The following is a 20707-nucleotide window of genomic DNA, read 5'->3' as shown; positions in this document are numbered from 1 at the left end:
CGCACACCATGCTCACACAGTCTCCGAACCCTGACTCCCTCACCCTCGGCCTTCTGCAAATGACCTCCAGCATCGACCCGGACGAAAACCGGGCGGCGCTGGACGCCGGGGTGCGAGACCTCGCCAGGCGCGGCGCGCAGTTTGTCATGACGCCGGAAATGACCGGACTGCTGGACGGCAACAAGGAGCGGCTGCGGTCTCACGCCCGGACGGAAGAGGCGGACGAGACGGTGGCACTGGCGCGGCGCCTGGCCAGCGAGCTGGGGCTGTGGATCCTGCTCGGCTCCCAGGCCGTGGTCGTGGATGACGCGCCGGATAGTTTGCTGGCCAACCGCTCGTTCCTCGTCGGGCCGGATGGCACGGTGCGGGCACGGTATGACAAGATTCACCTGTTCGACGTGGACCTGCCTTCGGGCGAGCGTTACCGGGAATCGAACAGCTATCGACCGGGCAAAGACGCGGTGGTGGCGGATACGCCGTGGGGCAGGCTGGGCCTGGCCATCTGCTATGATGTCCGCTTCCCGCACCTGTTCCGCACGCTGGCGCAGGCCGGGGCCCGGATGATCGCGGTTCCGGCCGCATTCACCAAGGTGACGGGCGAGGCGCACTGGCATACCTTGCTGCGGGCACGGGCTATCGAAACAGGCTGCTTTATTGTCGCACCGGCCCAGACCGGTCGGCACAAAGACGGGCGCACGACGTTTGGACATTCAGTCGTCATTGCGCCCTGGGGCGACGTTCTGGCGGATGGCGGCGAGGAGCGCGGCGGGCTCCTCGTGGAGGTTGACCTTTCCCTTGTCGACACTGCGCGGGCAAGAATTCCGGCTTTGCAGCACGATCGCGCCTACACGTTGGTCGAGGTGTGAGGGCTCATGATCGTTTATGATCTCAAGTGCAGCAGAAGCCACGTCTTTGAAGCCTGGTTCGGTTCTTCGTCCGACTATGATCAGCAGAAAAAGAAAGGCTTGCTGGAGTGTCCCTACTGCGGGGACGGCGCAGTTGAGAAGGCGCTGATGGCGCCCAACGTCGCGGTGAAATCCAACCAGAAGCCGGACATGCCGGCGGGCCGTTCGCGGCCGGATCAGCCGGCGGACCGCCCGGTCGGGGCTGCGAGCGAGCACTCGCCCGAGCAGATCAAGGAGGTGCTTGCCAAGCTGGCGGAAGTGCAGCGTCAGGTTGAAGACAGCTGCGAATACGTGGGTGAAAACTTTGCCGAGGAAGCCAGAAAGATCCATTTTGGTGAAATTGAGGAACGTCCGATCTACGGCGAAGTTAACCTTGAGGAAGTGAAGGAACTGAAAGAGGAAGGCATTGATGTCCTGCCTCTTCCATTCCCCAGCCGGCGCAAGCGTCTGAATACCTAGCCAATCGTTTTTCGCGTGGCTGAACACGCTTCGGGACGGTTGGCGCTTCATGTGTGTCGGGCCGTCAACCGGTGGCGTGTGACCGGCATTGTCAGCCAGTCGGGAGAAGCGGAAAATGGCGAACGAACTGTCAGGCATACTGTCAGGCGAACTGTCGGGCGTATCACGGCGGAAATTCCTGGTAGGAACGGCCGCGATCGGGGCGATGTCCCTTGTTCCCGCAACTGTCCGGGCCCAGGGCGCGGCTGCCCCGAATATCGTGGTGACCCTCACCAATCAGGCGGGGCAGGCGATCAAGGTCGCCGCCAGCGAGGGCAAGCCATGGCCTGCGCCGTTCAATGGGCAGGTCCGGTGGGAAGTGACCCGCCAGCTGGGGCCGGAGAAGATCTGGATCAGCTTCGGGCAGGATACGGACGGCCGGATGGATGTGTGGTTCTATCTGGCCTTCAGCACCGCTGCCAACAACGTGGTGGTGCCGCTCACCACCACCATTTCCGTGAACGGACAGCCGCAGAACCTGTGGGGTCAGGGGCCGAGTATCGTGCTGCGCGCCGTGCGCTCCACGCTGTGGCGCTGGCAGTCGGCGCCGCGCAAATGGCAGTTCGAGCGTATTCCCGCTCTGGTGCAGCGCAACGTTCTGCTGCGCCACTCCTCCGGCGGCCTGCCGCTGGCCAAAAACATGACGCAGGCTGCATTGCCGAGCCTGCCGCCGGGCGTGCCCTTTACGGACATCAATGGCAGGGTGGGCGGCACGTTGGTGAGCGACTTCATGCGCGGCTCCGCCACGGGCGGCGAGCGTGACACCATCGGCCTCATTCACGAGCGCCATGCGCGTGTCATCGAGGAAGTTCTACGGGGCAACATGGCCTTTGCCCAGCAGGCCGAACCCTCGCTGCGGCTCATTCAGGAGCTGATCGGCCAGTATCCGGGCTACTTCTTCTTCCATGTGGAATCGGGCAAAATTCTCGACCCGACCGAATCCGGCCAGCTGGGCAAGTGCAGCTGGCACCGCAACTCCAAGGCGGCCGAACCTGCGCGCTACATTCCGCAGGCGGGCACAAACAATTACAAGTACGGTGAGGGCTCGGCGTCGTGGGATATCGCCCACCCGCAGAACCACCATTTCCTGCCCTACCTGCTGACGGACGATCCCTATTATCTGCTCATGGCCCAGATGAATGCGATTGCGGGCATCGGCTACGGCACGGGACGCAACCGGCCAGCCAACTACAAGGGTGTGATGATCGAGGAGGAGCGTGGCCTCTGGTGGGGCCTGCGCAATCTCTGGTGGGCCGAGGTTCTGACCCCGGCAACGGGCGTGCCCCAGCCGTTCCTGCCGCGCACATATTTCAGCCAGGGCATCGACCAGACCATCAACTACGTGACCGGCACCTACAACAAGCAGACCTATGCGGATCAGCTCCAGCGGTTCTGGGGCTACGCCCAGCCGCTGACGACCGAGAGCAAGTACGTGGGCTATTCCTCCTTCATGAACGATTATGGCCACGAGGTGCTGCTCTGGATGTTCCTGTCCGGCCGCGCCATCCCGCCGGCATTCATGATGTGGAAGATGCAGAACCTGTTCAACCGCGTCATGCTGTGGGGCGATTACCTGACGGGCTACATCGGCATCGTGCCGGGCATCAACACCATTGTCGGGCCGCAGCAGGGCACGGCGATGCCGTACAATACGCTGGACGGCTACCACCAGTGGGTGACGGCGCAGCGGCAGGCGGCGGGCCTTTCTCCGCTGAGCCGCACCAATCCGAAGATCAACTACAGCGGCGCGCTGCACCGTGACTGGCATATCGTGCAAGGTTTGCTCAACCTCCTGAAGCCGGCCCGCGCCATGGGACTGCCCATGCGGTTCGATCCGGCCGAGCGGCTGAACGCACTGATGGCAACCACCATCGACACACGGACGAACAAGCGGGCTGCCTTCCCGGTGGGAGCGCAGTTCTTCGCCAAGCAGGGCTTCGCCTACTAGAGGCGGGACCAGGACAGGTGCGATTGCCTGAGCAACGCTGGACGGGACAGCCCGTCCGGCGTTGCCGCGCTGTTCAGGGCGTTGCCTGACAAGATGTGAGCCTTGCCTGCTTCTTCGCCTTGCACCCCCGGCCGTTTCATGCAAAATCGCCGGCGTTGCTGATGGACTGGCGCACGGCCCCGTAGCTCAGCTGGATAGAGCGACGGTTTCCTAAACCGCAGGTCGCAGGTTCAAGTCCTGCCGGGGTCACCAGTCTGGCCGCAAAGCCGTCAGCAAACGCTTCCGAGAGTTTCAGAGCCATGTTCTGTCGGTCCGACGCCAAGCGCCGGGCCGCTGCGGGCAACCTGCGGCACGGGCCCGGCGTTGGTGATGGGGCTGTCCGCACATGAGGCGGGGGCCGTCGACATCGAGCGGCCCGGGTAAGAGTGAACAGGGGAGAAGCTGGAATGCCTCGCGTTTCGGATCGCCGGCAGGCGGCCTTCCTCCTGTTCATGGTGCTGGCGGTCATCTCGGCGGGCAACAACGCACTGGCCTCGGTTCTGCCCACCATCGGGCGGCAGCTCGGCATTGGCGACGTGCTGATCGCGCTGGTCTTCTCGCTCTCGGCCTTGCTGTGGTCGTTTTCCTCTCCGTTCTGGGCGCGCCAGTCCGACCGCCATGGCCGCAAGAAGATCATCCTGATCGGCATCGGCGGGTTCATGGTCTCCGGGCTGGTCTTCGGCCTCGTCGTGCTGGCGGGCCTGCATGCCTGGCTGACGCCGCTGACCGCCATCGTCTGCCTGATTCTGACGCGCGGCCTGTTCGGCCTGATGGGCTCCGCCTCATCGCCCGCCGCGCAGGCCTATGTCGCCGCCCAGACCTCGCGGGAGGAGCGCACCGGGGCATTGGCGACGCTGAGTTCGGCGTTTGGGCTCGGCACCATCATCGGCCCGGCCGCCGCGCCGTTCTTCGTGCTGCCATTCCTTGGCCTGTCAGGCCCGATCTTCGTGTTCGTGCTGCTGACGGGGGTGATGCTGTACATCGTCTATCGCTACCTGCCCGCCGATCAGCCGGTCGCGGACGATGCGGCGACGCAGGCAGCGAGGGACAAGCAGCCCAGCGTGATGCTGGACCCGCGCGTGCGCCCGTTCCTGCTTTATGGTTTCCTGACAGGCAGCGCGCAGGCCGCCATCTCGCAATCTCTTGGCTTCTTCATCATCGACCTGTCCGGCCGCTCGCCGCAGGAGGCGCAGCAGTACATCGGCGTTGCCATGATGGCGGGCGCGGCGGCCACGCTGCTGGCCCAGTGGGGGCTGATCCGCATGCTGCGGATGCGACCGCCGGGGCTGATGCGCTGGGGCGCGGCGGTGGCGGCGGCGGGCTGCGTGATCGTGGCGATGGCGGGCACCTTCGGCACGCTGGTGACGGGCTTCGCGCTGGCCTGCCTCGGCTTCGGCTTTGCCCGGCCCGGTTTCACCGCCGCCGCATCGCTGGCGGTGCCGCTGGATGAGCAGGGGCGTATCGCCGGGGCCATCGGTGCGATCAACGGCGCCTGCTTCATCGTGGCCCCGGCCATTGGCGTTGCGCTCTATCAGGTGGGCCAGCCAGTCCCCTATCTGCTCTGTGGGGCGCTGATGACGGCCATGGGCTTCTACGCCCTCTCAAGCCATATGCGCCCGCGGGCCCATCCGGTTCCGGTGACAGAACCGGAGGAAACCCCGCCGCCGGGCATCGAGGTGTAGAGCAGGGGGAGGATGCGGATCAGTCCCGTACCACCAGCGTGTCCTGCGGCACCCAGGCGAGCAGGGAGGCCGTGGTGCTGCCGAGGGTTGCCTGCCGCAGGCCGCTTGCGCCCTCTGTGCCGATAACCAGCAGGTCTGCGCCGGTTTCCGCCAGCGCTTCGTCCAGCACTGTCGCCACCTCGCCGTAGCCGATGCGCAACTGCACCCGGTCCCGCACCTCCTGCGGCACGTTCGGGTGCTCGAGGAACCGGGCGAGCTTGTGCTTGGCGTCCGCCTGCAACTCGATGCGGGCCTGCTCGGAATCGAGCCAGGTCTCGAAGGGCAGCTGGGCCGCGTGCACCAGATGCAGCGCGGCATCGGGGAAGAGGGCGGCGGCATGGACCAGCGCGGCGCGCGACATGTCCGACAGGTCAGTCGCCACCAGCAGGGTGCGGTAGGGCGCACGCGGGCGCTGCTTCACCACCAGCACCGGCACCGAGGCGTGGCGGATGATGTAATCGACCGCCGTGCCCAGCACATAATCCCGCATGTCGTTGAAGCGGGCGACCCCGGTCACGATCACGCCGCTGCCCTGCTCCTCCGCGGTGGCGGCGATGGTGGCGGGCGGAGAGCCGGTTGGCAGCAGAATGTCCGCCTCAGCGTCAGGATCGGGCAGGCTGGCGCGCACCGCATCCTCGGTCAGCCGCGCGGACACCTCGCCTTTGGGGGCCTCGTCCAGCACGTGTACGACCTTCAGGCGGACGTCCCATTCGGCAGCGAGCTGTGCAGCCCTGTCCACGGCGCGATCGCACCGCGGGCTCAGATCGGTTGCAACGAGAACGGACGTGCCGGTAACTGTCATGCGTGCGCACCCCTTTTCCAGTTAACCTTCAGGATAGGCACCGGTTGCCGGCAACGCAACCAACGGGCGGAATTCAGGAATTTCTGCGATCCTGTATCGCCCCGCGCAAAAGAAAACGCCCAAGGCTGGGCCTCGGGCGCTTTCGGGTGTTCGTCTGATGCCGAAATCAGAACGGCATCTTCATGCTGATTTTAGATCAGAACGGCATCTTCATGCCGGGAGGCAGCGGCAGGCCCTGCGTGACCTTGCCCATTTCCTCCTGAGCCTTCACTTCGGCCTTGGCGCGTGAATCGTTGATGGCGGCGGCCACCAGATCCTCGAGCACGTCCTTCTCGGCCGGGTCGATCAGCGAGGGGTCGATGGAGACGCGCACGACCTTGCCCTTGGCGGTGGCGGTCACCTTCACCAGACCCGCGCCGGACTGGCCTTCGACCTCGATGGTGTCCAGCTTGGCCTGCGCTTCGGCCATCTTGGCTTGCATGTTCTGCGCGGCCTTCATGATCTCCTGGATGTTCATGCCTGGGCACTCCTCAAGCTGTTCGGCGCGGCGGATGCGGCGGGCTCGTGGCCTTCACCTGCATCCTCGCCGGACTGGGTTTCGTCGTTTTCGATGATGTTGATCAGTTCCGCGCCGGGGAAAGTCTCCAGGGCGGCGCGAACCAGCGGATCGGCCAGCACTTCGGCACGCACGGCCTCGGCGCGGGCGACTTCTTGCTCCTGCAGCGTCAGCGCGCCTTCGGCCTGACTGAGACTGACCAGCCAGCGCGTGCCGGTCCACACCTCAAGGCACTGCATCATGCGCTGGGCCAGATCGCGCGGGGCGCGATCGCGCAGGCGCAGCTCCACCTTGCCGGGGGCGTAGGACACCACATGCACGTCATCGTGCAGCGCCTTGGCGAGCAGCAATTCGCGGCGGGCCCCGAACATCTTTACCAGCGCCTCGAAAGTCGCCGGAGCGTCTGCCAGCGGCGCGGGCGCGGCGTTCAGGGCGGCCGGGTGCGGCACCACCTCCGCGCTTGGAGCAGGAGCGGGGGCAACGGGCGCAGCAGCAACTGGTACAGGCGCGCTTGAGCGCGAGGCCGTCTCCGGCGCGCTCATGCTTGCAACGGGCGCGGCATTTCCGGCGGCCGGGGCGCGGGCACCGCTGCCCGCGGAGACGGATTCGCCGTTCTCCAGCTTCTTCAGCAGGTCCAGCGGGTCCGGCATACCTGCGGCATGGATGAGGCGCAGCACGGCCATTTCCGCCGCCTGAATCGGCGAGGGGGCGTTCTGCACTTCCTGCAGGCCCTTGAGCAGCAGCTGCCACAGACGGTGCAGCGCGCCGAAGCCGAGGATGTTCACCCATTCCAGCGCGCGGGTGCGCTCGGCTTCCGCCAGCCCGTCCGTGCCCTCGTCGGGCGCGAGCTTCAGGCGGGTGAGGGCGTGGACCATCTCGAGGAGGTCCTGCATGATGGTGGCCGGGTCAGCGCCTGCTTCATACTGGCGGCGCAGGTTGGCCAGTGCAGGCTTGGGCGCGCCTTCCAGAATGTGGCCCATCAGTTCGGCGATGAGCGCGCGGTCGGCCAGGCCGATCATGTCGCGCACCGCCTCGGCCGTCACCGTGCCGCCGCCGTGGGAAATGGCCTGATCGAGAATCGAGAGACCATCGCGCACCGAGCCTTCGGCGGCGCGGGCGATGATGGTGAGCGCTTCGGCCTGCGCGTTCGCCCCTTCCTTCTCCACGATGGACTGGAAGTGGGCGGCAAGGGTTTCAGTCGGGATTCGCTTCAGGTCGAACCGCTGGCAGCGGGACAGAACCGTGACCGGCACCTTGCGGATTTCGGTGGTGGCGAAGATGAACTTCACATGCGACGGTGGCTCTTCCAGCGTCTTCAGCAGCGCGTTGAACGCCGCCTTCGACAGCATGTGAACTTCGTCGATGATATAAACCTTGTAGCGCGCGGAGACGGCGGCGTAGCGCACCGCGTCGATGATCTCGCGCACGTCGTCAATGCCGGTGCGGGAGGCCGCGTCCATCTCCACCACGTCGATGTGGCGGGATTCGCTGATCGCCCGGCAGGGCTCGCACACGCCGCAAGGAGAAATGGTGGGGCCGCCGGTGCCATCCGGCCCGATGCAGTTCAGCGCCTTGGCGATGAGACGGGCGGTGGAGGTCTTGCCGACACCGCGAACACCCGTGAGCAGGAAAGCGTGGGCCAGGCGGCCGGTCTCGATGGCGTTCGCCAGCGTCCGCACCATGGCATCCTGGCCGATGAGAGCCTCGAATGTGGAAGGGCGGTATTTCCGCGCGAGTACGCGGTATGCCTCGGGCGCGGTTGTGTCAGTCATTCCCTGGCCAGTCTGGTTTTGGGTGGGAGCCGGGAACGACCCAGACCGGAATCGTTACGGCTGCTTCCTTCCGGACCTGACCGGGTTGGCGAGCGGCCTGCCCGCCCCGACTCCCAGCCCCCGTTATCCACGAATTTCCGCCGAGCGCAACAGGTGCTTGCACAAATTTCGCACCAAAGGGCACTCTGCGGGCCAAACAAGGGGGATTCTCCGTAATATGTCTGCTGACCCGTTCACCGCACCGCTGCCCGAAGCCGCTCTTGGCTTCACCGGAGGCTGGCTCGACCGCACCGACAACCTGCGCCGCGATCCCGCATGGATTGCCGAGATGCGTCAGCGGCCCGATGTGCGCTGGATGCTGTTGCAGGACCTGAAGCCCGTTGTGCGGGTGGAGAACGAGCAGCCGGACCTGCTGTGGTTCGCCGGGGCCGATGCCGTGCCCCTGATGAGCGAGCAGGACGACTGGGTGTTTCTCGGGCTGGACGAGGCGGAGACGCCGCATTTCGCCGTGAACCTGAAGGCGGACGCGCGGTTGCCGGAAGCGCCGCAGGCCGAGGTGTGGGAAGCCCGTGCCGCCGCCATGAAAATGAAGGATGCCCGCATGGCGGTGCTGGGGCAGGCTCGCTCCCTCCTGGCGTGGCACAGCACCCACCATTTCTGCTCAAAGTGCGGCACGCCCAGCGCCATCGACAAGGGCGGCTACGGGCGACGCTGCATGGCGGAGGGCTGCGCGGCGGAGCACTTCCCCCGGGTCGATCCGGTTGCGATCATGCTGGTGGTGGATGGCGACAGCTGTCTCGTCGGCCGTCAGCCCCAGTTCGGGCCGGGCATGTACTCCGCGCTGGCGGGATTCGCCGAGCCAGGAGAATCGCTGGAAGAGGCGGTGCGCCGGGAGGTGTGGGAAGAGGCAGGCATCCGCACCGGGCGTGTGCGCTACGTTGCCAGCCAGCCGTGGCCGTTTCCCTCCAACCTCATGGTCGGCTGCTTTGCCGAGGCACTTTCCCGCGATATTCGAATCGATGAAACCGAGCTGGAAGACGCCCGCTGGTTCACGCGCGCAGAAGTGCGGGCATCCCTGAAGGGCGAGGGGCCGTTCACCTGCCCGCCACGCATCGCCATCGCCCGGCACCTGCTGGAGACATGGGCAGCGCTGGGGGACTGAGGGTGTTATTGTTTTAGAAGGTTTTTGCAGAGGGTCTCGGACCCTCTGCATTCCCATTCGTATTGGCGGGCCGGTTTCAGGCGTTGGCGGTATCTTCCAGCGCGTCCGGGTGCAGGCGGGTGAGGGCCTGCGGGTAGGTGCCGAAGATGCGCAGCCGCTTGGAGTGGAACTCCAGTTCTTCCAGCGCCAGTTGCACGGCCGGGTCATCCGGCGAGCCTTCGAAGTCTGCAAAAAATTCAGACGCGGTGAAGGTGCCCTGCTGCTGGTAGCTTTCCAGCTTGGTGATGTTGACGCCGTTGGTGGCAAAGCCGCCCAGCGCCTTGAACAGGGCGGCGGGCACGTTGCGCACTTCAAAGAAGATGGTCGTCATCAGCGGGCCCGAGGCGGCGTCCGGCTTCACCGGCTCGCGGGCCAGCACCACGAAGCGGGTGGTGTTGTGCTCTACGTCCTCGATGCCCTCCTTGAGGATGTCGAGGCCGTAGATCTGACCGGCGAAGCTGCTGGCGACGGCGGCAAGGTCGCGCTCCTGGCGTTCGCACACCAGCGCGGCGGCGCCTGCGGTGTCCGCATAAGGCACCTGGTTGATGCCGCGCTCGGAACACCACTTTCGAGTCTGGCTCAGTGCCTGCGGGTGGCTGGCCGCGCGGCGGATGTCCGCAAGGCTGGTGCCCTTCAGTGCCAGCAGGCTGTGGCGCACGCGCAGGAAGTGCTCGCCCACGATGTGCAGGTTCGAGGCGGGCAGCAGGAAGTGAATCTCCGCAACCCGGCCGGCGTAGCTGTTCTCGATGGGGATGACCGCCCGGTCGGCCCGGCCGCTCTCCACCGCCTCGAACGCTTCATCAAACGAAAAGCAGGGCAGGGCCAGCCCATCCGGAAACACCTGCTTGGTGGCCAGATGGGAGTAGGCGCCTGGTGCGCCCTGGAAGGCGACGGCGTTCTGGGGCCGTGCTTCGGCCTCATTGGTCATGCGTGCGACAAGTTCACGCGCGGGTGCGGGGTAAATTTGCATAGCAATCCGGGTTATGAAGAGCAGCCAATGGGGCGTCAAGGTGCGGATTTGTGCAGATTTCCCCAGATTAATGCCAACGGCAGAGGTTGCGACGACTTGCGCCTTGCCTATGGCTAAAGCCGCAACTATGGTGCGCGCCGAATTTGGGGGTCCGCTGGAGGACAAGCGTGGACGGTTTTGAGTGGAATAAGTACGCAGCTGGGGGCCTGCTGGCTGCCATCAGCATTCTGGTTGTCATCATCGTAACCGGTGAAGTTTACAAGCCGCACGTGCCGGAAGAGCGTGCCTATGCGATCGAGGGCGTCGAAGCGGAAGCTTCCGAAGGCGGCGCTGCCGTCGAGCAGGGTCCGTCGATCGCCGAGCTGCTGCAGACGGCATCGGCCGAGAAGGGCGCGACGGTCTTCAAGAAGTGCGCAACCTGCCACACCGTGGAAAAGGGCGGCGCCAACAAGACCGGTCCGAACCTTTACGGCGTGATGGGTGGCAAGCACGCGCACATCGCGGGTTTCAACTACTCCGACGCCATGAAGTCGAAGGCTGGTGAAACCTGGACCTGGGAAGCCATGGATGCATGGCTGGCCAACCCGCGTGCCGCCATTCCGGGCAACAAGATGTCGTTCGCCGGTCTGGGCAAGGGTGAAGAGCGCGCCAACCTGATGGCCTACCTGAACCAGAACAGCGACAGCCCGATTGCGCTGCCGCCGGTTCCGGTGAAGGAAGAAGCTCCGGCTGCTGCCGAGGGTGAGGGCGCTGCAGAGGGTGCCGAAGGCGCCGCTGCCGCCGAAGCCGCTCCGGCGGACGGTGCAGCAGCTCCGGCTCCGACGGCCGGCTAAGCTGGAACGCGTGACGCGCCGCTACGGCGGCGCGGCAAGCGCACAGAACAAGAAAAAGGCAGTCTGACCCCGTGGTCAGGCTGCCTTTTTCGTTTGCGCTGATGCTGAGGCGAATGCCTCAAGTGAGGCGGCGCACGCAAAGAACCGGGGTATCGGTTTGCGGACGCAGCCGCTCCACCACATCGGCCAGTGGTTCGACGACGGTGCTCATCCAGTAGGCATTGGCGTGAATGAGACGGGTCTGATCCGCCATGATGCCGACGTGACCGGGGAAGAAGACGATGTCGCCCCGCTTCAGGCTGGCCCACGCCGCCTCCGGCACAGGCTCGCCGAGCGCCTGCTGTTGGTCGCTGTCACGCGGGGCGCTGATGCCGCAGGCCATGAGGGAGACCTGGACGAGGCCGGAGCAATCGATGCCGGCGCGGCTGCGGCCGCCCCACAGGTAGGGCGTGCCCAGGAGGCTCTCGGCCACCAGCGCCGGATCGGTAGCCCAGTCGCCTACGGGCGTCACGTGGCGGCGATGAATGAAGCCGCCGCCTGGACACAGAGCATCGTCAGGGAGGGCGAGGAATTTATCGTCATGCTCGGCAAGGCGGAGCCGCGCGCCCATGGGCACGGTCAGCCGCAGCGCCGTCTTGATGCTGGGCGCGGAAAAGACGAGGCCCTGCGGGGCCGAAACCCAGTGCGTCGGCACCAGCTCGGCGCAAGTGCCGGCGGGGGTCTCGACAAGGCTCGCGGCTTCTACATAGCCGACGTAGCGATCATGCGCGCAATAGCCCCAGGCCCAGACCTCGCCGATCTCAAGCAGATGAAACGTCTCGCCCAGCAGCAGCTGGGAGACCTGCTCGGCGGCAGGATCGGGGGCGCTGCGCACGCCGGTGACAGGCACGCGGCAGACCGACGGCGCAGGCTCCACGTAGCTGTGCGCCGCCAGCCGGCCATAGACCTGCATGTCGGCCAGATCAGGCCGCCATGCGACGACCCGCAGATCGATGGAGCCACTGCGGTGGGTAACGCTCGCCAGTCTATTCAAGGGTTGGCCGGAACGACTGTCCGGCAGCGGCTTCCCTTGGCTGGTTGGCGTGGGTGCGCGAGTTTGTGATCCGTTCGGCATATTCCCGTAGGAATGCCTGACCCTGCTCGGTTCTTTCAACAAATATATTTCGCAGGTCGGACTCGTCCTTCTGGCGGCGGACATAGCCGATCGCCCCCAAGGTGTTGAGCGCGCGGGTGACCACGGGCTTGGAAACCTTCAGCCGGGCGGCGAGGCCGCGCACCGTGTGCGGACCATCCATCAGATAGACGATCAACAGAATCGCCATCTGGCGGTTGGTCAGGTCGGGCTGGTCAGACTGCACAAAGCTGATCAACGTGTGCATCCACTCCCGAAGCGGCGCCATCATCGCTTCGTCGCTTTCATAGTTAGGGGCCATGAGCATCTCCCTCCAAGCCTGCCCTCGGGCACGGGGCAGATTCCGTTAAAGTCCTTTAACAAAACGTCGTCGGCTCAATTCGGCTCCATGCCGATTTGAAAAAAGACTCGCAAAAAAGCGCGGAAAACAGCCGTCTGCCTGAAACGTCAGGCGTATCGTGACGCTAACAACGCGTAGCATGCGCGCAGGATCATCGCTTCGCCGCCTTTTGGTCGAGCCGGGCGGTTTTGCGGTGACCAGGCGTACACATCGAAGTGGGCCCAGGAGATCGAGGAAGTAACGAAGCGTTGCAGGAAAAGCGCGGCGGTGATGGCGCCTGCAAAGCCGCCTTCGCCTGCATTGTTGATGTCCGCAACGGTGGAATTCAGCATGTCGCGGTAAGGCTCCCACAGCGGCAGCCGCCACAGCGGGTCGGCCACGGCGGCGGCGTGGCGGGCCAGATCCGCCGCCAGATCGTCGTCCGGCGTGAACAGAGCGGGTAGCTCCGGCCCCAGCGCCACGCGGGCCGCGCCGGTGAGCGTGGCGAAATCCAGCAGCAGGTCCGGCTCGTCCTCGCAGGCGAGCGCCAGGGCATCGCACAGGATGAGGCGGCCCTCGGCGTCCGTGTTGCCGACCTCGACCGAGAGGCCCTTTCGGGTGGCGAGCACGTCACCGGGGCGGAAGGCATTGCCGGAGACGGCGTTCTCCACCGCCGGGATGAGCAGGCGCAGCCGCACGGGCAGCTTGGCCTCCATCACCAGCCGGGCCAGCGCCAGCGCGTGGGCCGCGCCGCCCATGTCCTTCTTCATCAGCAGCATGGCGGAGGACGGCTTGATGTCGAGCCCGCCGGTATCGAAGGTCACGCCCTTGCCCACCAGGGTCAGCCTGGGGTGGGTCTCGTCCCCCCACGTCACGTCGATGAGGCGCGGGGCCTGCGCGGACGCCCGGCCGACCGCATGAACGGCGGGAAAGTTGGCCGCGATCAGATCATCACCCACGATCGTGCGCACGCTGGCGCCATAGGGCTGCACGGTGTCACGCACGGCGTTCGCCAGCGCTTCCGGCCCCATGTCGCTGGCGGGCGTGTTCACCAGATCGCGCACCAGCGCGACGGCCTGTGCCAGCCGCAGGCTTTCCTCAAGCGGGGCGCCTGCCGGGGCCATGAGAACGCGCGGCTCGAGCGGCCTGGCGTCGGACTTGTAGCGGTCGAACCGGTAGTGAGCGAGCATCCAGCCGAGGAGCGACTGGCCGATAGTCTCGGCTGCCGCTTCGAGCCGGTAGTGCCCGGCGGGAAGCTTGGCGGCAGCGGGTGCCAGATCCCACGGGCCGAGCGCGTCGGCCCGCTTCACGCCGAGCACCGCGCCGGCCGGTGCCCCGTCGGTGCCGGGGAGCAGCGTCAGCTCGCCGGGTTTCGGCTTGAAACCGCTCGTCTCCAGCCAGCGCGCGGCGGCGGTGCCGTGCTCCTGCGTCCAGGCGGCAAAGCCCGCGTCGTCCACCACCCAGAGGGGGATTGCTTCGTGGGGGCTGTCGGTAACGACCAGATCCTGAAACACGATCGCTTCCTCCTCTCTTGCGCCCGTCACGTTCTGAGCCATGCCGGGCGGTGACGCGATTTACAGTGCCGTTACGGGAACGCCGTAGAGATCGTATTCGTCGGCATCTTCTACCAGAACCGAAACGATGTCTCCGACAGTATATTGCTGTGCATCGCGCAAATGTACTTGCCCGTCGATGTCCGGCGCGTCGGCCTTGGAGCGGCCCGAAGCACCGCCTTCATCGTCGGCTTCGTCGATGATGACGTCGATCGTGCGCCCGATCTTGGCCTCCAGCTTGGCGGCGGAAATGGCCTGCTGGTGCGCCATGAAGCGCTCCCAGCGCTCCTGCTTAACCTCTTCCGGCACCGCGCCCGCCAGTTCATTGGCGGTCGCGCCTTCAACCGCCTCGTACTTGAAGCAGCCGATGCGATCTAACTGGGCTTCGGACAGCCAGTCGAGCAGGTACTTCACGTCGTCTTCCGTCTCGCCGGGGAAGCCGACAATGAAGGTGGAGCGCAGCGTGATGTCCGGGCAGATGTCGCGCCAGCGCTTGATGCGGTCCAGCACCTTGTCGGTGTTGGCCGGGCGGCGCATGTTCTTCAGCACGGCAGGCGAAGCGTGCTGGAACGGAATGTCGAGATAGGGAAGGATCTTGCCCTCCGCCATCAGCGGGATCACCTCGTCCACGTGCGGGTAGGGGTAGACGTAGTGCAGACGCACCCATGCGCCCAGCTCGCCCAGTTCGCGGGCAAGGTCGGTCATGTGCGCGCGCACCTCGCGGCCCTTCCACGGCGCGGTGGCATGGCGCAGGTCAAGGCCGTAGGCCGAAGTGTCCTGGCTGATGACCAAGAGCTCCTTCGAGCCGGCGGCGACCAGCTTTTCCGCCTCGCGCAGCACGGCGTTGACCGGGCGCGACGCCAGATCGCCGCGGATGGACGGGATGATGCAGAAGGTGCAGCGGTGATTGCAGCCCTCGGAGATCTTCAGATAGCTGTAGTGACGCGGGGTCAGCTTGATGCCCTGTTCGGGCACCAGGTCCACGTACTTGCCCAGCGACGGGGAGACGACGTTGTGCACCGCGCCGACCACGTCCTCGTACTGCTGCGGGCCGGTGATGGCCAGCACGTCCGGGAAGCGCTCGCGGATCAGGTCGGCCTCCTTGCCGAGACAGCCGGTCACGATGACCTTGCCGTTCTCGGAAATGGCCTCGCCGATGGCTTCGAGCGATTCTTCCTTGGCGCTGTCGAGGAAGCCGCAGGTGTTCACCAGCACCACGTCCGCGCCGTCGTAGTCAGGGCTGATCTGATAACCGTCCGAGCGCAGCTTGGTCAGAATCCGTTCGGAGTCGACCAGAGCCTTCGGACAGCCTAGAGAGACGAGACCGACCTTTGGCGGTGTCGGAAGAGACTTGGGTGTGGCGGACATGCAAAAAGCCTTAAACCGGGCAGGGCGCGGCAATACGCGCCGTAAAGGGCAACAATCTGGGCGTCCCTATAACCGCGTTGGCAATCGCGCGCCAGAGGGTCGCGGCGGAGCGACGCTGGACGACGTGGAAAGCCGCGTTCTGTATATAGATGCCCACCTTATCGTGCTGAACAAGCCGGCCGGGCTGGCGGTGCATCGCGGCCCCAAAACGCCCTACAGCCTTGAGGACTGGCTGCCGCTGCTCACCTTCGGGTTCCAGCGCCTGCCCCAGCCCGCCCACCGGCTGGACCGGGACACCAGCGGCTGCCTCGTGCTGGGACGCCATCCCAAGGCGATCCGCCAGCTTGGCCTGCTGTTCGCCGAGAAGGCGGTGAAGAAGACGTACTGGGCCGTGGTGGAAGGGCATCTGCCCGCTAACGAGGGCACCATCGAGGCCCCGTTGCGCAAGATCTCCAGCAAGGAGGCGGGCTGGCGCATGATTGCCGCCGCCGACGGCGAGACCGCCGTGACCCATTACCGGGTTCTGGGCAAGAGCCAGCGCCGCTCCTGGCTGGAGCTGGTCCCGGAGACCGGTCGCACCCACCAGCTTCGGGTGCACTGCGCCACGCTCGGCCACCCGATCGCGGGCGACCTGCAGTATGGCGACGGTCTAACCTCCGGCGCCTCCATGATGCTGCACGCCCGGGAGGTGTCCCTGAAGCTGAGCGAGGCCTCCAAGCCGGTCACCGTGACCGCGCCGCCACCGCCCGGCATGGCCGACGCGCTGAAGGCCTGCGGCTGGGCAGGGGATGAGGAGCAGGCCGAGGATATGTCGGACGCCTGAGAAGCTGGCGCTGCTCCGCCTTCTGAGTCAGCTATTGTTCCGTGATGAGTTTGGTCCGGCAGTGCTCGGCCAGCTGGGTAGCAACCTCTGCCGTGTTGCCTGCCTTGCCTGATTGCAGCAGGTTGAGTGCCATCTGGTTGACCGAATTTATAAAGTCATCACGCGATTCTGCCTTGATGCTGCCGAGGGCCTGAATTTCTGCGCCGGTCAGACCGCCAAGAAGTTTCTGGGTGAGTTGGACCACCAGTTGATTGTTGCGCCCGTGCTGCATGTCCAGCATCTGCTTGAAGGTCAGCGGCAGAATGAAGTCGGCAACAGCGCCGCCCATCTTGCCGTAGGCGCTGCATATGAGTTGCTTCTGGCCGCCTTCGGCTGCAGCAGCAGGCGCTGTGCCAGCAAGGGAGAGGCCTGCGGCCACAAGAAACAATTTAAAGCGAGTGTGCATGGCGGATCCGTAAGATGATTTGACCGAACGACGTGGGGCAGCATCTCAGGGCGCGGCTGCCGTGTGATGCAAAATTCGAGCAAGAAAAGGGGCGTCTGAATGGACGCCCCTTTCATGCAGACAGGCCGGATGACAATCCGTTACTTGCGGCGGCCCGTTACTTGCGGCGACGGCGCATGCCGAAGCCGACACCGGCGAGGCCGAGACCCAGCAGGGCGACGGTGCCCGGCTCCGGCACTTCCGACGGCGGCGGCAGGATCTGCTGCGCCGTGACGTAGATGCTGCTGGTCAGCGTGCTCATCGTGTTTTCGCGAGTCCAGATGTTGGTGTTGTCGCCATTCTCGGTGACGGCCAGCACGTTGGACAGGCGGTCGAAAGCGACGGTGAAGGTGTAGAGGTAATCGTCGATTTCCTGGGTGAAGCTCAGGGCCGAGGTGTCGAGCGCGAAGCGGTCCGGGCACGACTTGATGTTGCCGGTGGCCTGGCTGCCCCACTGCGCATAGCCTTCGCAATTTGCCGTGGCGATGTCAGCGGTGTCGTTATAGCCCCAGACGCCGGGGATGATCCAAACCCACCGGGTTTCGTCGTTCGGGGTCTCCCGGAACTCGATGTCGAAGGTGCGGGTGATGGGAATGGTGGTGCCGGCCGGGTTCACCGAGTTGATGGTGATCGAGGTCTGCAGCTGGGTGCTTGCCAGCGTCTTGCCGGTGACCTCGTAGTTGCCGTGGTAGTAGCTGGCGCCGCGCGCGCCGTTCACGTCATCGGTCTTCAGGCTCGACTGGGTGTAGCTGCTGTCAGCCGCCAGGAAGCTCTTGGTGCTGCCCGAGCCCCACTGGATCAGATTGTAGGACGCGGCCGGATCCTGATTGTTCGGCAAGCGGTTCTGGTTCGACCGGAATGCGTTGCTCGGATTGCTGCCGCTGCCTTCCCAGGTGGTGGCGCCCTGATTCCAAGTATTGGTCACATTGAAGGACCATTCGGTGATCAGAGCCGCGTTGGCCAGAGAGGCCGCGGACACAACAGTGCCGAAAGCAACTGCGGAAACGATTGACTTCAACTTGGACATTTAAACCCCCACTTCAAGCCGCCGGGCTTCATACTGTTTGCCGGTCCGGGCCGTGTGGCCCGTGTTCACCCGAATTAAAGCAGGAACCGTGCCAAGTTGTTTTTCTGGCGGAATGACAACGTTAAAGATCGTTAACGAGTTTGGCGGGGATTTGGTTAATGTAAAATCTTCCGACAACTTTCCGGGGGGGCGCGACGGGGCGGGCAGGGCAATCTGCCCGCACCCCGGGCGCATAAAGGCGCGGGCCGGGTCAGGCCGCAGGCAGGTGCTTGACGATGTTCTCCACCACCGCTTCGAACATCTCGGTGGTGAGCAGGCCGGTGTTGGTGTTGTAACGGGAGCAGTGGTAGCTGTCGAACAGCAGCACGCCTGAGGGCAGCTTGTGGACCGCGCCATGGGCGAACTTGTACTTGGGCAGCTTGCCGCCTGCCGCCTTGATGGCGGACTGATGCGCAATGGTGCCCAGCGCCAGCATCGCCTTGAGGTTGGGCAGCTGCTTGATCTCGTTCTCAAGGAACGGGCGGCAGGTGTGAACTTCCGCGGGCAGCGGCTTGTTCTCGGGCGGCACGCAGCGCACGGCGCTTGCAATGAACGCGTTCTTCAGCTGCAGGCTGTCGTCGGGGCGCTTCAGGTACTCGCCCTCGGCCAGTCCATATTTCAGCAAGGTGCCGAACAGCAGGTCGCCCGCGTAATCACCCGTGAAGGGGCGGCCGGTGGTGTTCGAGCCGTGCAGTCCCGGCGCGAGGCCAACGATCAGCACCTGAGCGTTCCGATCGCCCCAGCCGGGCACCGGTCCGTTAAAGCCGTTGGGGATCCGCTGGCGGTTGAGGGCCCGAAATTCCGCCAGACGCGGGCAAAGGGGGCAATCGTGCGACGGTTCGGTGAGGTTGAGCTTGTCGGTCATGGCAGAGTGGAATAGGGGGCGTTGGTCATGGAGACAACTGTTCTCATCGCGATCGGCTCGAACCGCCGCCACCCCCGCCATGGCTCCCCGGCCGACGTGGTGCGCGAGGCCGTGCGCGCCCTGGCCGAAGCCCGTGTTCCGGTTGAGGCGGTCTCGCGCCTGTATCACACCGCGCCGCTGGGGCCGCCCCAGCCCGCGTTCGTCAATGCCGCCGTCGTCGCGCGCACCGGCCTGTCGCCCGAGCGGCTGCTGGCGCTGCTGAAGCGCATTGAGCGCCGCTTCGGCCCCAAGGGCAAGATCCAGTGGGGTCCGCGCGTGCTCGATCTCGACATCATCGGCTACGGCAACAAGATCGTGCCCGGCCGCATGGGCTGGCAGCACGGCCACGGCCTTGCCGTGCCGCACCGCTGCGCCCACAAGCGCGCCTTCGTGCTGCGCCCGCTGGCCGATGTTGCGCCAGACTGGCGGCACCCGGTTTTAGGGCTGACCGTGCGCCAGATGGCGGCGCGGGTGGGCGATGCCAAATCCATCCGCGCAACCGAAGCCAGCGGCATTGATGTAGCAAGCCTTGCCGGTCTCGTTCCGCCGGTTGACGTGGTGCCGCTGCCGCGCAAAGAGAAAAGCGCGAAGGGGCCTGCGGCCGCAGCGGCGGCATAAAGCTGTAAACATGGGCCTGTAACAGGGGAGTTGTCCGATGCGGTATGTGTTCGATCTGGGGGAACAGCCGTCTGCTGCGCTGGCGGGCTCTGAGGCGCGCTTTCCGGTGCGCCGCATTTACTGCGTCGCCCGCAACTACGCCGAACACGCCCGCGAGATGGGCTATGACCCCGACCGCGAGCCGCCGTTCTTCTTCTCCAAGCCCGCCGACGCGCTGGTGGAAAACGGTTGCGATGTGCCCTATCCGCCGCGCACCAACAACCTGCACCACGAGGTGGAGCTGGTCATCGCCATCGGCAAGGACGGGCGCAACATCGCGGTCGAGGACGCCGAGAGCCACATCTATGGCTACGCCGTCGGCAACGACCTGACCCGGCGCGACCTGCAATCGCTCGCCAAGAAAGACGGCCGCCCGTGGGACACCGCCAAGGGCTTCGACTTCTCCGCCCCCATGTCGGCCCTTCACCGCGTCGATGAGGTGGGCCACCTGCGGCAGGGGCGCATCTGGCTGACCGTGAACGGCGAGACCCGGCAGGATGGCGACCTTGCCGCCATGATCTGGACCGTGCCGGAAGTCGTTGCCGAGCTTTCCACCCTGTACGAACTGAAGGCGGGCGATCTCATCTTCACCGGCACGCCTGCAGGCGTCGGCCCCGTGAAGCCGGGCGATGCCATTGAGTGCGGCGTGGACGGGCTGGACGTGCTGCGCCACCGGATCGTTTGATCCGCAGCAAGCACGGCATCGTTTGACCTGGAACGGGCAGGGCCTCGCTTGATGGAAGGCGCGGCCCTGCGGCATTCTGGGCCGCCAGAATAGACTTTCCTTACGGGCGCGGGATGCTAAGTCTTGCCCCATGCATAAGGAATTCGCGCTTACCCTGTCTTGCCCGAACCGCCCCGGCATCGTTGCGGCAGTGGCAACCTATCTGTTCGAGAACCAGTGCAACATTCTGGACGCCCAGCAATTTGATGAACTGGAAAGCAACCGGTTCTTCATGCGGGTGCTGTTCAACCCGGTCAGTGATACGGTCGCGCTCGATGCGCTGAAGGCGGGCTTCGCCAGCGTGGCCGATCCGTTCGGCATGGTCTGGACCATGCGCGACCGGGCCGAGCGGCGGCGGGTCATGATCCTCGTCTCGAAGTTCGATCACTGCCTTGCCGACCTGCTGTATCGCTGGCGCTCGGGCGAGTTGCC

Annotated in this window: 20 protein-coding genes, 1 tRNA gene, 1 other RNA gene and 1 pseudogene; 11 read left to right on the top strand and 12 right to left on the bottom strand. The window is 65.4% G+C overall.

From position 1 onward, the window contains the following. The first annotated feature begins 8 nt into the window (after positions 1-8). The 5 genes from VIG90_RS09785 (at position 9) to VIG90_RS09765 (ending at position 5072) form a co-directional block, all read left to right on the top strand. Complete coding sequence (locus VIG90_RS09785) at positions 9-866, top strand: carbon-nitrogen hydrolase family protein (RefSeq protein WP_331593317.1); 858 nt, start codon at positions 9-11, stop codon at positions 864-866. A gap of 6 nt (positions 867-872) precedes the next feature. Continuing rightward, positions 873-1364 (top strand): DUF1178 family protein, encoded by a 492-nt coding sequence (locus VIG90_RS09780; protein WP_331593316.1) that lies wholly within the window; start codon positions 873-875, stop codon positions 1362-1364. A 115-nt stretch (positions 1365-1479) separates the two neighbouring features. After that, positions 1480-3351 carry a hypothetical protein gene (locus tag VIG90_RS09775; protein ID WP_331593315.1) on the top strand — a complete coding sequence of 624 codons (1872 nt, stop codon included), beginning with the start codon at positions 1480-1482 and terminating at the stop codon, positions 3349-3351. Positions 3352-3526: 175 nt separating this feature from the next. Further along, positions 3527-3603, top strand: a tRNA-Arg gene (locus VIG90_RS09770). A 194-nt stretch (positions 3604-3797) separates the two neighbouring features. After that, positions 3798-5072, top strand: coding sequence for an MFS transporter (locus VIG90_RS09765; RefSeq protein WP_331593314.1), 1275 nt, complete (start codon positions 3798-3800; stop codon positions 5070-5072). A gap of 19 nt (positions 5073-5091) precedes the next feature. Here VIG90_RS09765 and VIG90_RS09760 read toward each other — a convergent pair whose 3' ends face one another. The 4 genes and pseudogenes from VIG90_RS09760 to ffs form a co-directional block, all read right to left on the bottom strand. After that, on the bottom strand, positions 5092-5913 hold the full coding sequence (locus VIG90_RS09760) for a universal stress protein (protein ID WP_331593313.1): 822 nt from the start codon (positions 5911-5913) through the stop codon (positions 5092-5094). Positions 5914-6109: 196 nt separating this feature from the next. Continuing rightward, positions 6110-6430 (bottom strand): YbaB/EbfC family nucleoid-associated protein, encoded by a 321-nt coding sequence (locus tag VIG90_RS09755; protein ID WP_331593312.1) that lies wholly within the window; start codon positions 6428-6430, stop codon positions 6110-6112. Further along, positions 6427-8250 (bottom strand): annotated as a pseudogene (locus VIG90_RS09750) (DNA polymerase III subunit gamma/tau); the annotation flags it as partial. The pseudogene VIG90_RS09750 and the gene VIG90_RS09755, both read right to left, overlap by 4 nt. 11 nt (positions 8251-8261) lie before the next feature. Then, positions 8262-8357, bottom strand: an RNA gene (gene ffs, locus VIG90_RS09745) — signal recognition particle sRNA small type. Positions 8358-8458: 101 nt separating this feature from the next. Here ffs and nudC point away from each other — a divergent pair. Beyond that, entirely contained in the window at positions 8459-9403 is a 945-nt protein-coding gene (gene nudC, locus VIG90_RS09740; protein WP_331593311.1) for an NAD(+) diphosphatase, read from the top strand. Positions 9404-9479: 76 nt separating this feature from the next. Here the strand turns inward: nudC and VIG90_RS09735 are convergent, their stop codons facing one another. Further along, positions 9480-10412, bottom strand: a complete 933-nt coding sequence (locus tag VIG90_RS09735; protein ID WP_331593310.1) for a prephenate dehydratase — start codon at positions 10410-10412, stop codon at positions 9480-9482. A 167-nt stretch (positions 10413-10579) separates the two neighbouring features. Between VIG90_RS09735 and VIG90_RS09730 the strand changes: the two genes are divergently transcribed. After that, positions 10580-11245, top strand: a complete 666-nt coding sequence (locus VIG90_RS09730) for a cytochrome c family protein (protein ID WP_331593309.1) — start codon at positions 10580-10582, stop codon at positions 11243-11245. Between the two features lie 118 nt (positions 11246-11363). Here the strand turns inward: VIG90_RS09730 and VIG90_RS09725 are convergent, their stop codons facing one another. From VIG90_RS09725 to rimO, 4 genes are all read right to left on the bottom strand, one after another. Next, entirely contained in the window at positions 11364-12278 is a 915-nt protein-coding gene (locus VIG90_RS09725; protein WP_331593308.1) for a C40 family peptidase, read from the bottom strand. Beyond that, positions 12271-12678 carry a MarR family winged helix-turn-helix transcriptional regulator gene (locus VIG90_RS09720; RefSeq protein ID WP_331593307.1) on the bottom strand — a complete coding sequence of 136 codons (408 nt, stop codon included), beginning with the start codon at positions 12676-12678 and terminating at the stop codon, positions 12271-12273. The genes VIG90_RS09725 and VIG90_RS09720 overlap by 8 nt, the downstream gene beginning before the upstream one ends. A gap of 146 nt (positions 12679-12824) precedes the next feature. Further along, the gene (locus VIG90_RS09715; protein WP_331593306.1) at positions 12825-14240 is read right to left on the bottom strand and encodes a leucyl aminopeptidase family protein; all 1416 of its coding nucleotides are present in this window, start codon (positions 14238-14240) and stop codon (positions 12825-12827) included. A 30-nt stretch (positions 14241-14270) separates the two neighbouring features. Continuing rightward, positions 14271-15617, bottom strand: a complete 1347-nt coding sequence (rimO, locus tag VIG90_RS09710) for a 30S ribosomal protein S12 methylthiotransferase RimO (RefSeq protein WP_331593305.1) — start codon at positions 15615-15617, stop codon at positions 14271-14273. Between rimO and VIG90_RS09705 the strand changes: the two genes are divergently transcribed. Beyond that, on the top strand, positions 15616-16440 hold the full coding sequence (locus VIG90_RS09705; RefSeq protein WP_331593304.1) for an RluA family pseudouridine synthase: 825 nt from the start codon (positions 15616-15618) through the stop codon (positions 16438-16440). The genes rimO and VIG90_RS09705 overlap by 2 nt on opposite strands. Before the next feature lie 31 nt (positions 16441-16471). Here the strand turns inward: VIG90_RS09705 and VIG90_RS09700 are convergent, their stop codons facing one another. The 3 genes from VIG90_RS09700 to VIG90_RS09690 all read right to left on the bottom strand — a co-directional run bounded on the left by VIG90_RS09700 (position 16472) and on the right by VIG90_RS09690 (position 18855). After that, complete coding sequence (locus tag VIG90_RS09700; RefSeq protein ID WP_331593303.1) at positions 16472-16885, bottom strand: hypothetical protein; 414 nt, start codon at positions 16883-16885, stop codon at positions 16472-16474. Positions 16886-17042: 157 nt separating this feature from the next. Next, entirely contained in the window at positions 17043-17951 is a 909-nt protein-coding gene (locus VIG90_RS09695) for a THxN family PEP-CTERM protein (protein WP_331593302.1), read from the bottom strand. A gap of 250 nt (positions 17952-18201) precedes the next feature. Further along, positions 18202-18855 carry a uracil-DNA glycosylase gene (locus VIG90_RS09690; protein WP_331593301.1) on the bottom strand — a complete coding sequence of 218 codons (654 nt, stop codon included), beginning with the start codon at positions 18853-18855 and terminating at the stop codon, positions 18202-18204. 27 nt (positions 18856-18882) lie between these two features. Here VIG90_RS09690 and folK point away from each other — a divergent pair, with 27 nt between their 5' ends. The 3 genes from folK to VIG90_RS09675 form a co-directional block, all read left to right on the top strand. Next, complete coding sequence (folK, locus tag VIG90_RS09685; protein WP_331593300.1) at positions 18883-19512, top strand: 2-amino-4-hydroxy-6-hydroxymethyldihydropteridine diphosphokinase; 630 nt, start codon at positions 18883-18885, stop codon at positions 19510-19512. 37 nt (positions 19513-19549) lie between these two features. Beyond that, positions 19550-20236, top strand: a complete 687-nt coding sequence (locus VIG90_RS09680; protein ID WP_331593299.1) for a fumarylacetoacetate hydrolase family protein — start codon at positions 19550-19552, stop codon at positions 20234-20236. A 130-nt stretch (positions 20237-20366) separates the two neighbouring features. Further along, a partial coding sequence (locus VIG90_RS09675; RefSeq protein ID WP_331593297.1) for an ACT domain-containing protein occupies positions 20367-20707 on the top strand: 341 nt, incomplete at its 3' end.

Source organism: Pedomonas sp. (genome assembly GCF_036515995.1).
Taxonomy (GTDB): domain Bacteria; phylum Pseudomonadota; class Alphaproteobacteria; order Sphingomonadales; family Sphingomonadaceae; genus Pedomonas.
Note: the sequence above shows the minus strand (reverse complement) of the source record. Positions and strands in the feature narration are given on the sequence as shown.

What these genes read in the sequence shown, in the direction of transcription:
- VIG90_RS09785 (WP_331593317.1), top strand. Translation starts at nt 9, where the DNA reads ATGCTCACACAGTCTCCGAACCCTGACTCCCTCACCCTCGGCCTTCTG.
- VIG90_RS09695 (WP_331593302.1), bottom strand. Translation starts at nt 17,951, where the DNA reads ATGTCCAAGTTGAAGTCAATCGTTTCCGCAGTTGCTTTCGGCACTGTT.
- VIG90_RS09765 (WP_331593314.1), top strand. Translation starts at nt 3,798, where the DNA reads ATGCCTCGCGTTTCGGATCGCCGGCAGGCGGCCTTCCTCCTGTTCATG.
- VIG90_RS09780 (WP_331593316.1), top strand. Translation starts at nt 873, where the DNA reads ATGATCGTTTATGATCTCAAGTGCAGCAGAAGCCACGTCTTTGAAGCC.
- VIG90_RS09735 (WP_331593310.1), bottom strand. Translation starts at nt 10,412, where the DNA reads ATGCAAATTTACCCCGCACCCGCGCGTGAACTTGTCGCACGCATGACC.
- VIG90_RS09690 (WP_331593301.1), bottom strand. Translation starts at nt 18,855, where the DNA reads ATGACCGACAAGCTCAACCTCACCGAACCGTCGCACGATTGCCCCCTT.
- VIG90_RS09775 (WP_331593315.1), top strand. Translation starts at nt 1,480, where the DNA reads ATGGCGAACGAACTGTCAGGCATACTGTCAGGCGAACTGTCGGGCGTA.
- nudC (WP_331593311.1), top strand. Translation starts at nt 8,459, where the DNA reads ATGTCTGCTGACCCGTTCACCGCACCGCTGCCCGAAGCCGCTCTTGGC.
- rimO (WP_331593305.1), bottom strand. Translation starts at nt 15,617, where the DNA reads ATGTCCGCCACACCCAAGTCTCTTCCGACACCGCCAAAGGTCGGTCTC.
- VIG90_RS09760 (WP_331593313.1), bottom strand. Translation starts at nt 5,913, where the DNA reads ATGACAGTTACCGGCACGTCCGTTCTCGTTGCAACCGATCTGAGCCCG.
- VIG90_RS09680 (WP_331593299.1), top strand. Translation starts at nt 19,550, where the DNA reads ATGCGGTATGTGTTCGATCTGGGGGAACAGCCGTCTGCTGCGCTGGCG.
- VIG90_RS09700 (WP_331593303.1), bottom strand. Translation starts at nt 16,885, where the DNA reads ATGCACACTCGCTTTAAATTGTTTCTTGTGGCCGCAGGCCTCTCCCTT.
- VIG90_RS09755 (WP_331593312.1), bottom strand. Translation starts at nt 6,430, where the DNA reads ATGAACATCCAGGAGATCATGAAGGCCGCGCAGAACATGCAAGCCAAG.
- VIG90_RS09720 (WP_331593307.1), bottom strand. Translation starts at nt 12,678, where the DNA reads ATGGCCCCTAACTATGAAAGCGACGAAGCGATGATGGCGCCGCTTCGG.
- folK (WP_331593300.1), top strand. Translation starts at nt 18,883, where the DNA reads ATGGAGACAACTGTTCTCATCGCGATCGGCTCGAACCGCCGCCACCCC.
- VIG90_RS09705 (WP_331593304.1), top strand. Translation starts at nt 15,616, where the DNA reads ATGCAAAAAGCCTTAAACCGGGCAGGGCGCGGCAATACGCGCCGTAAA.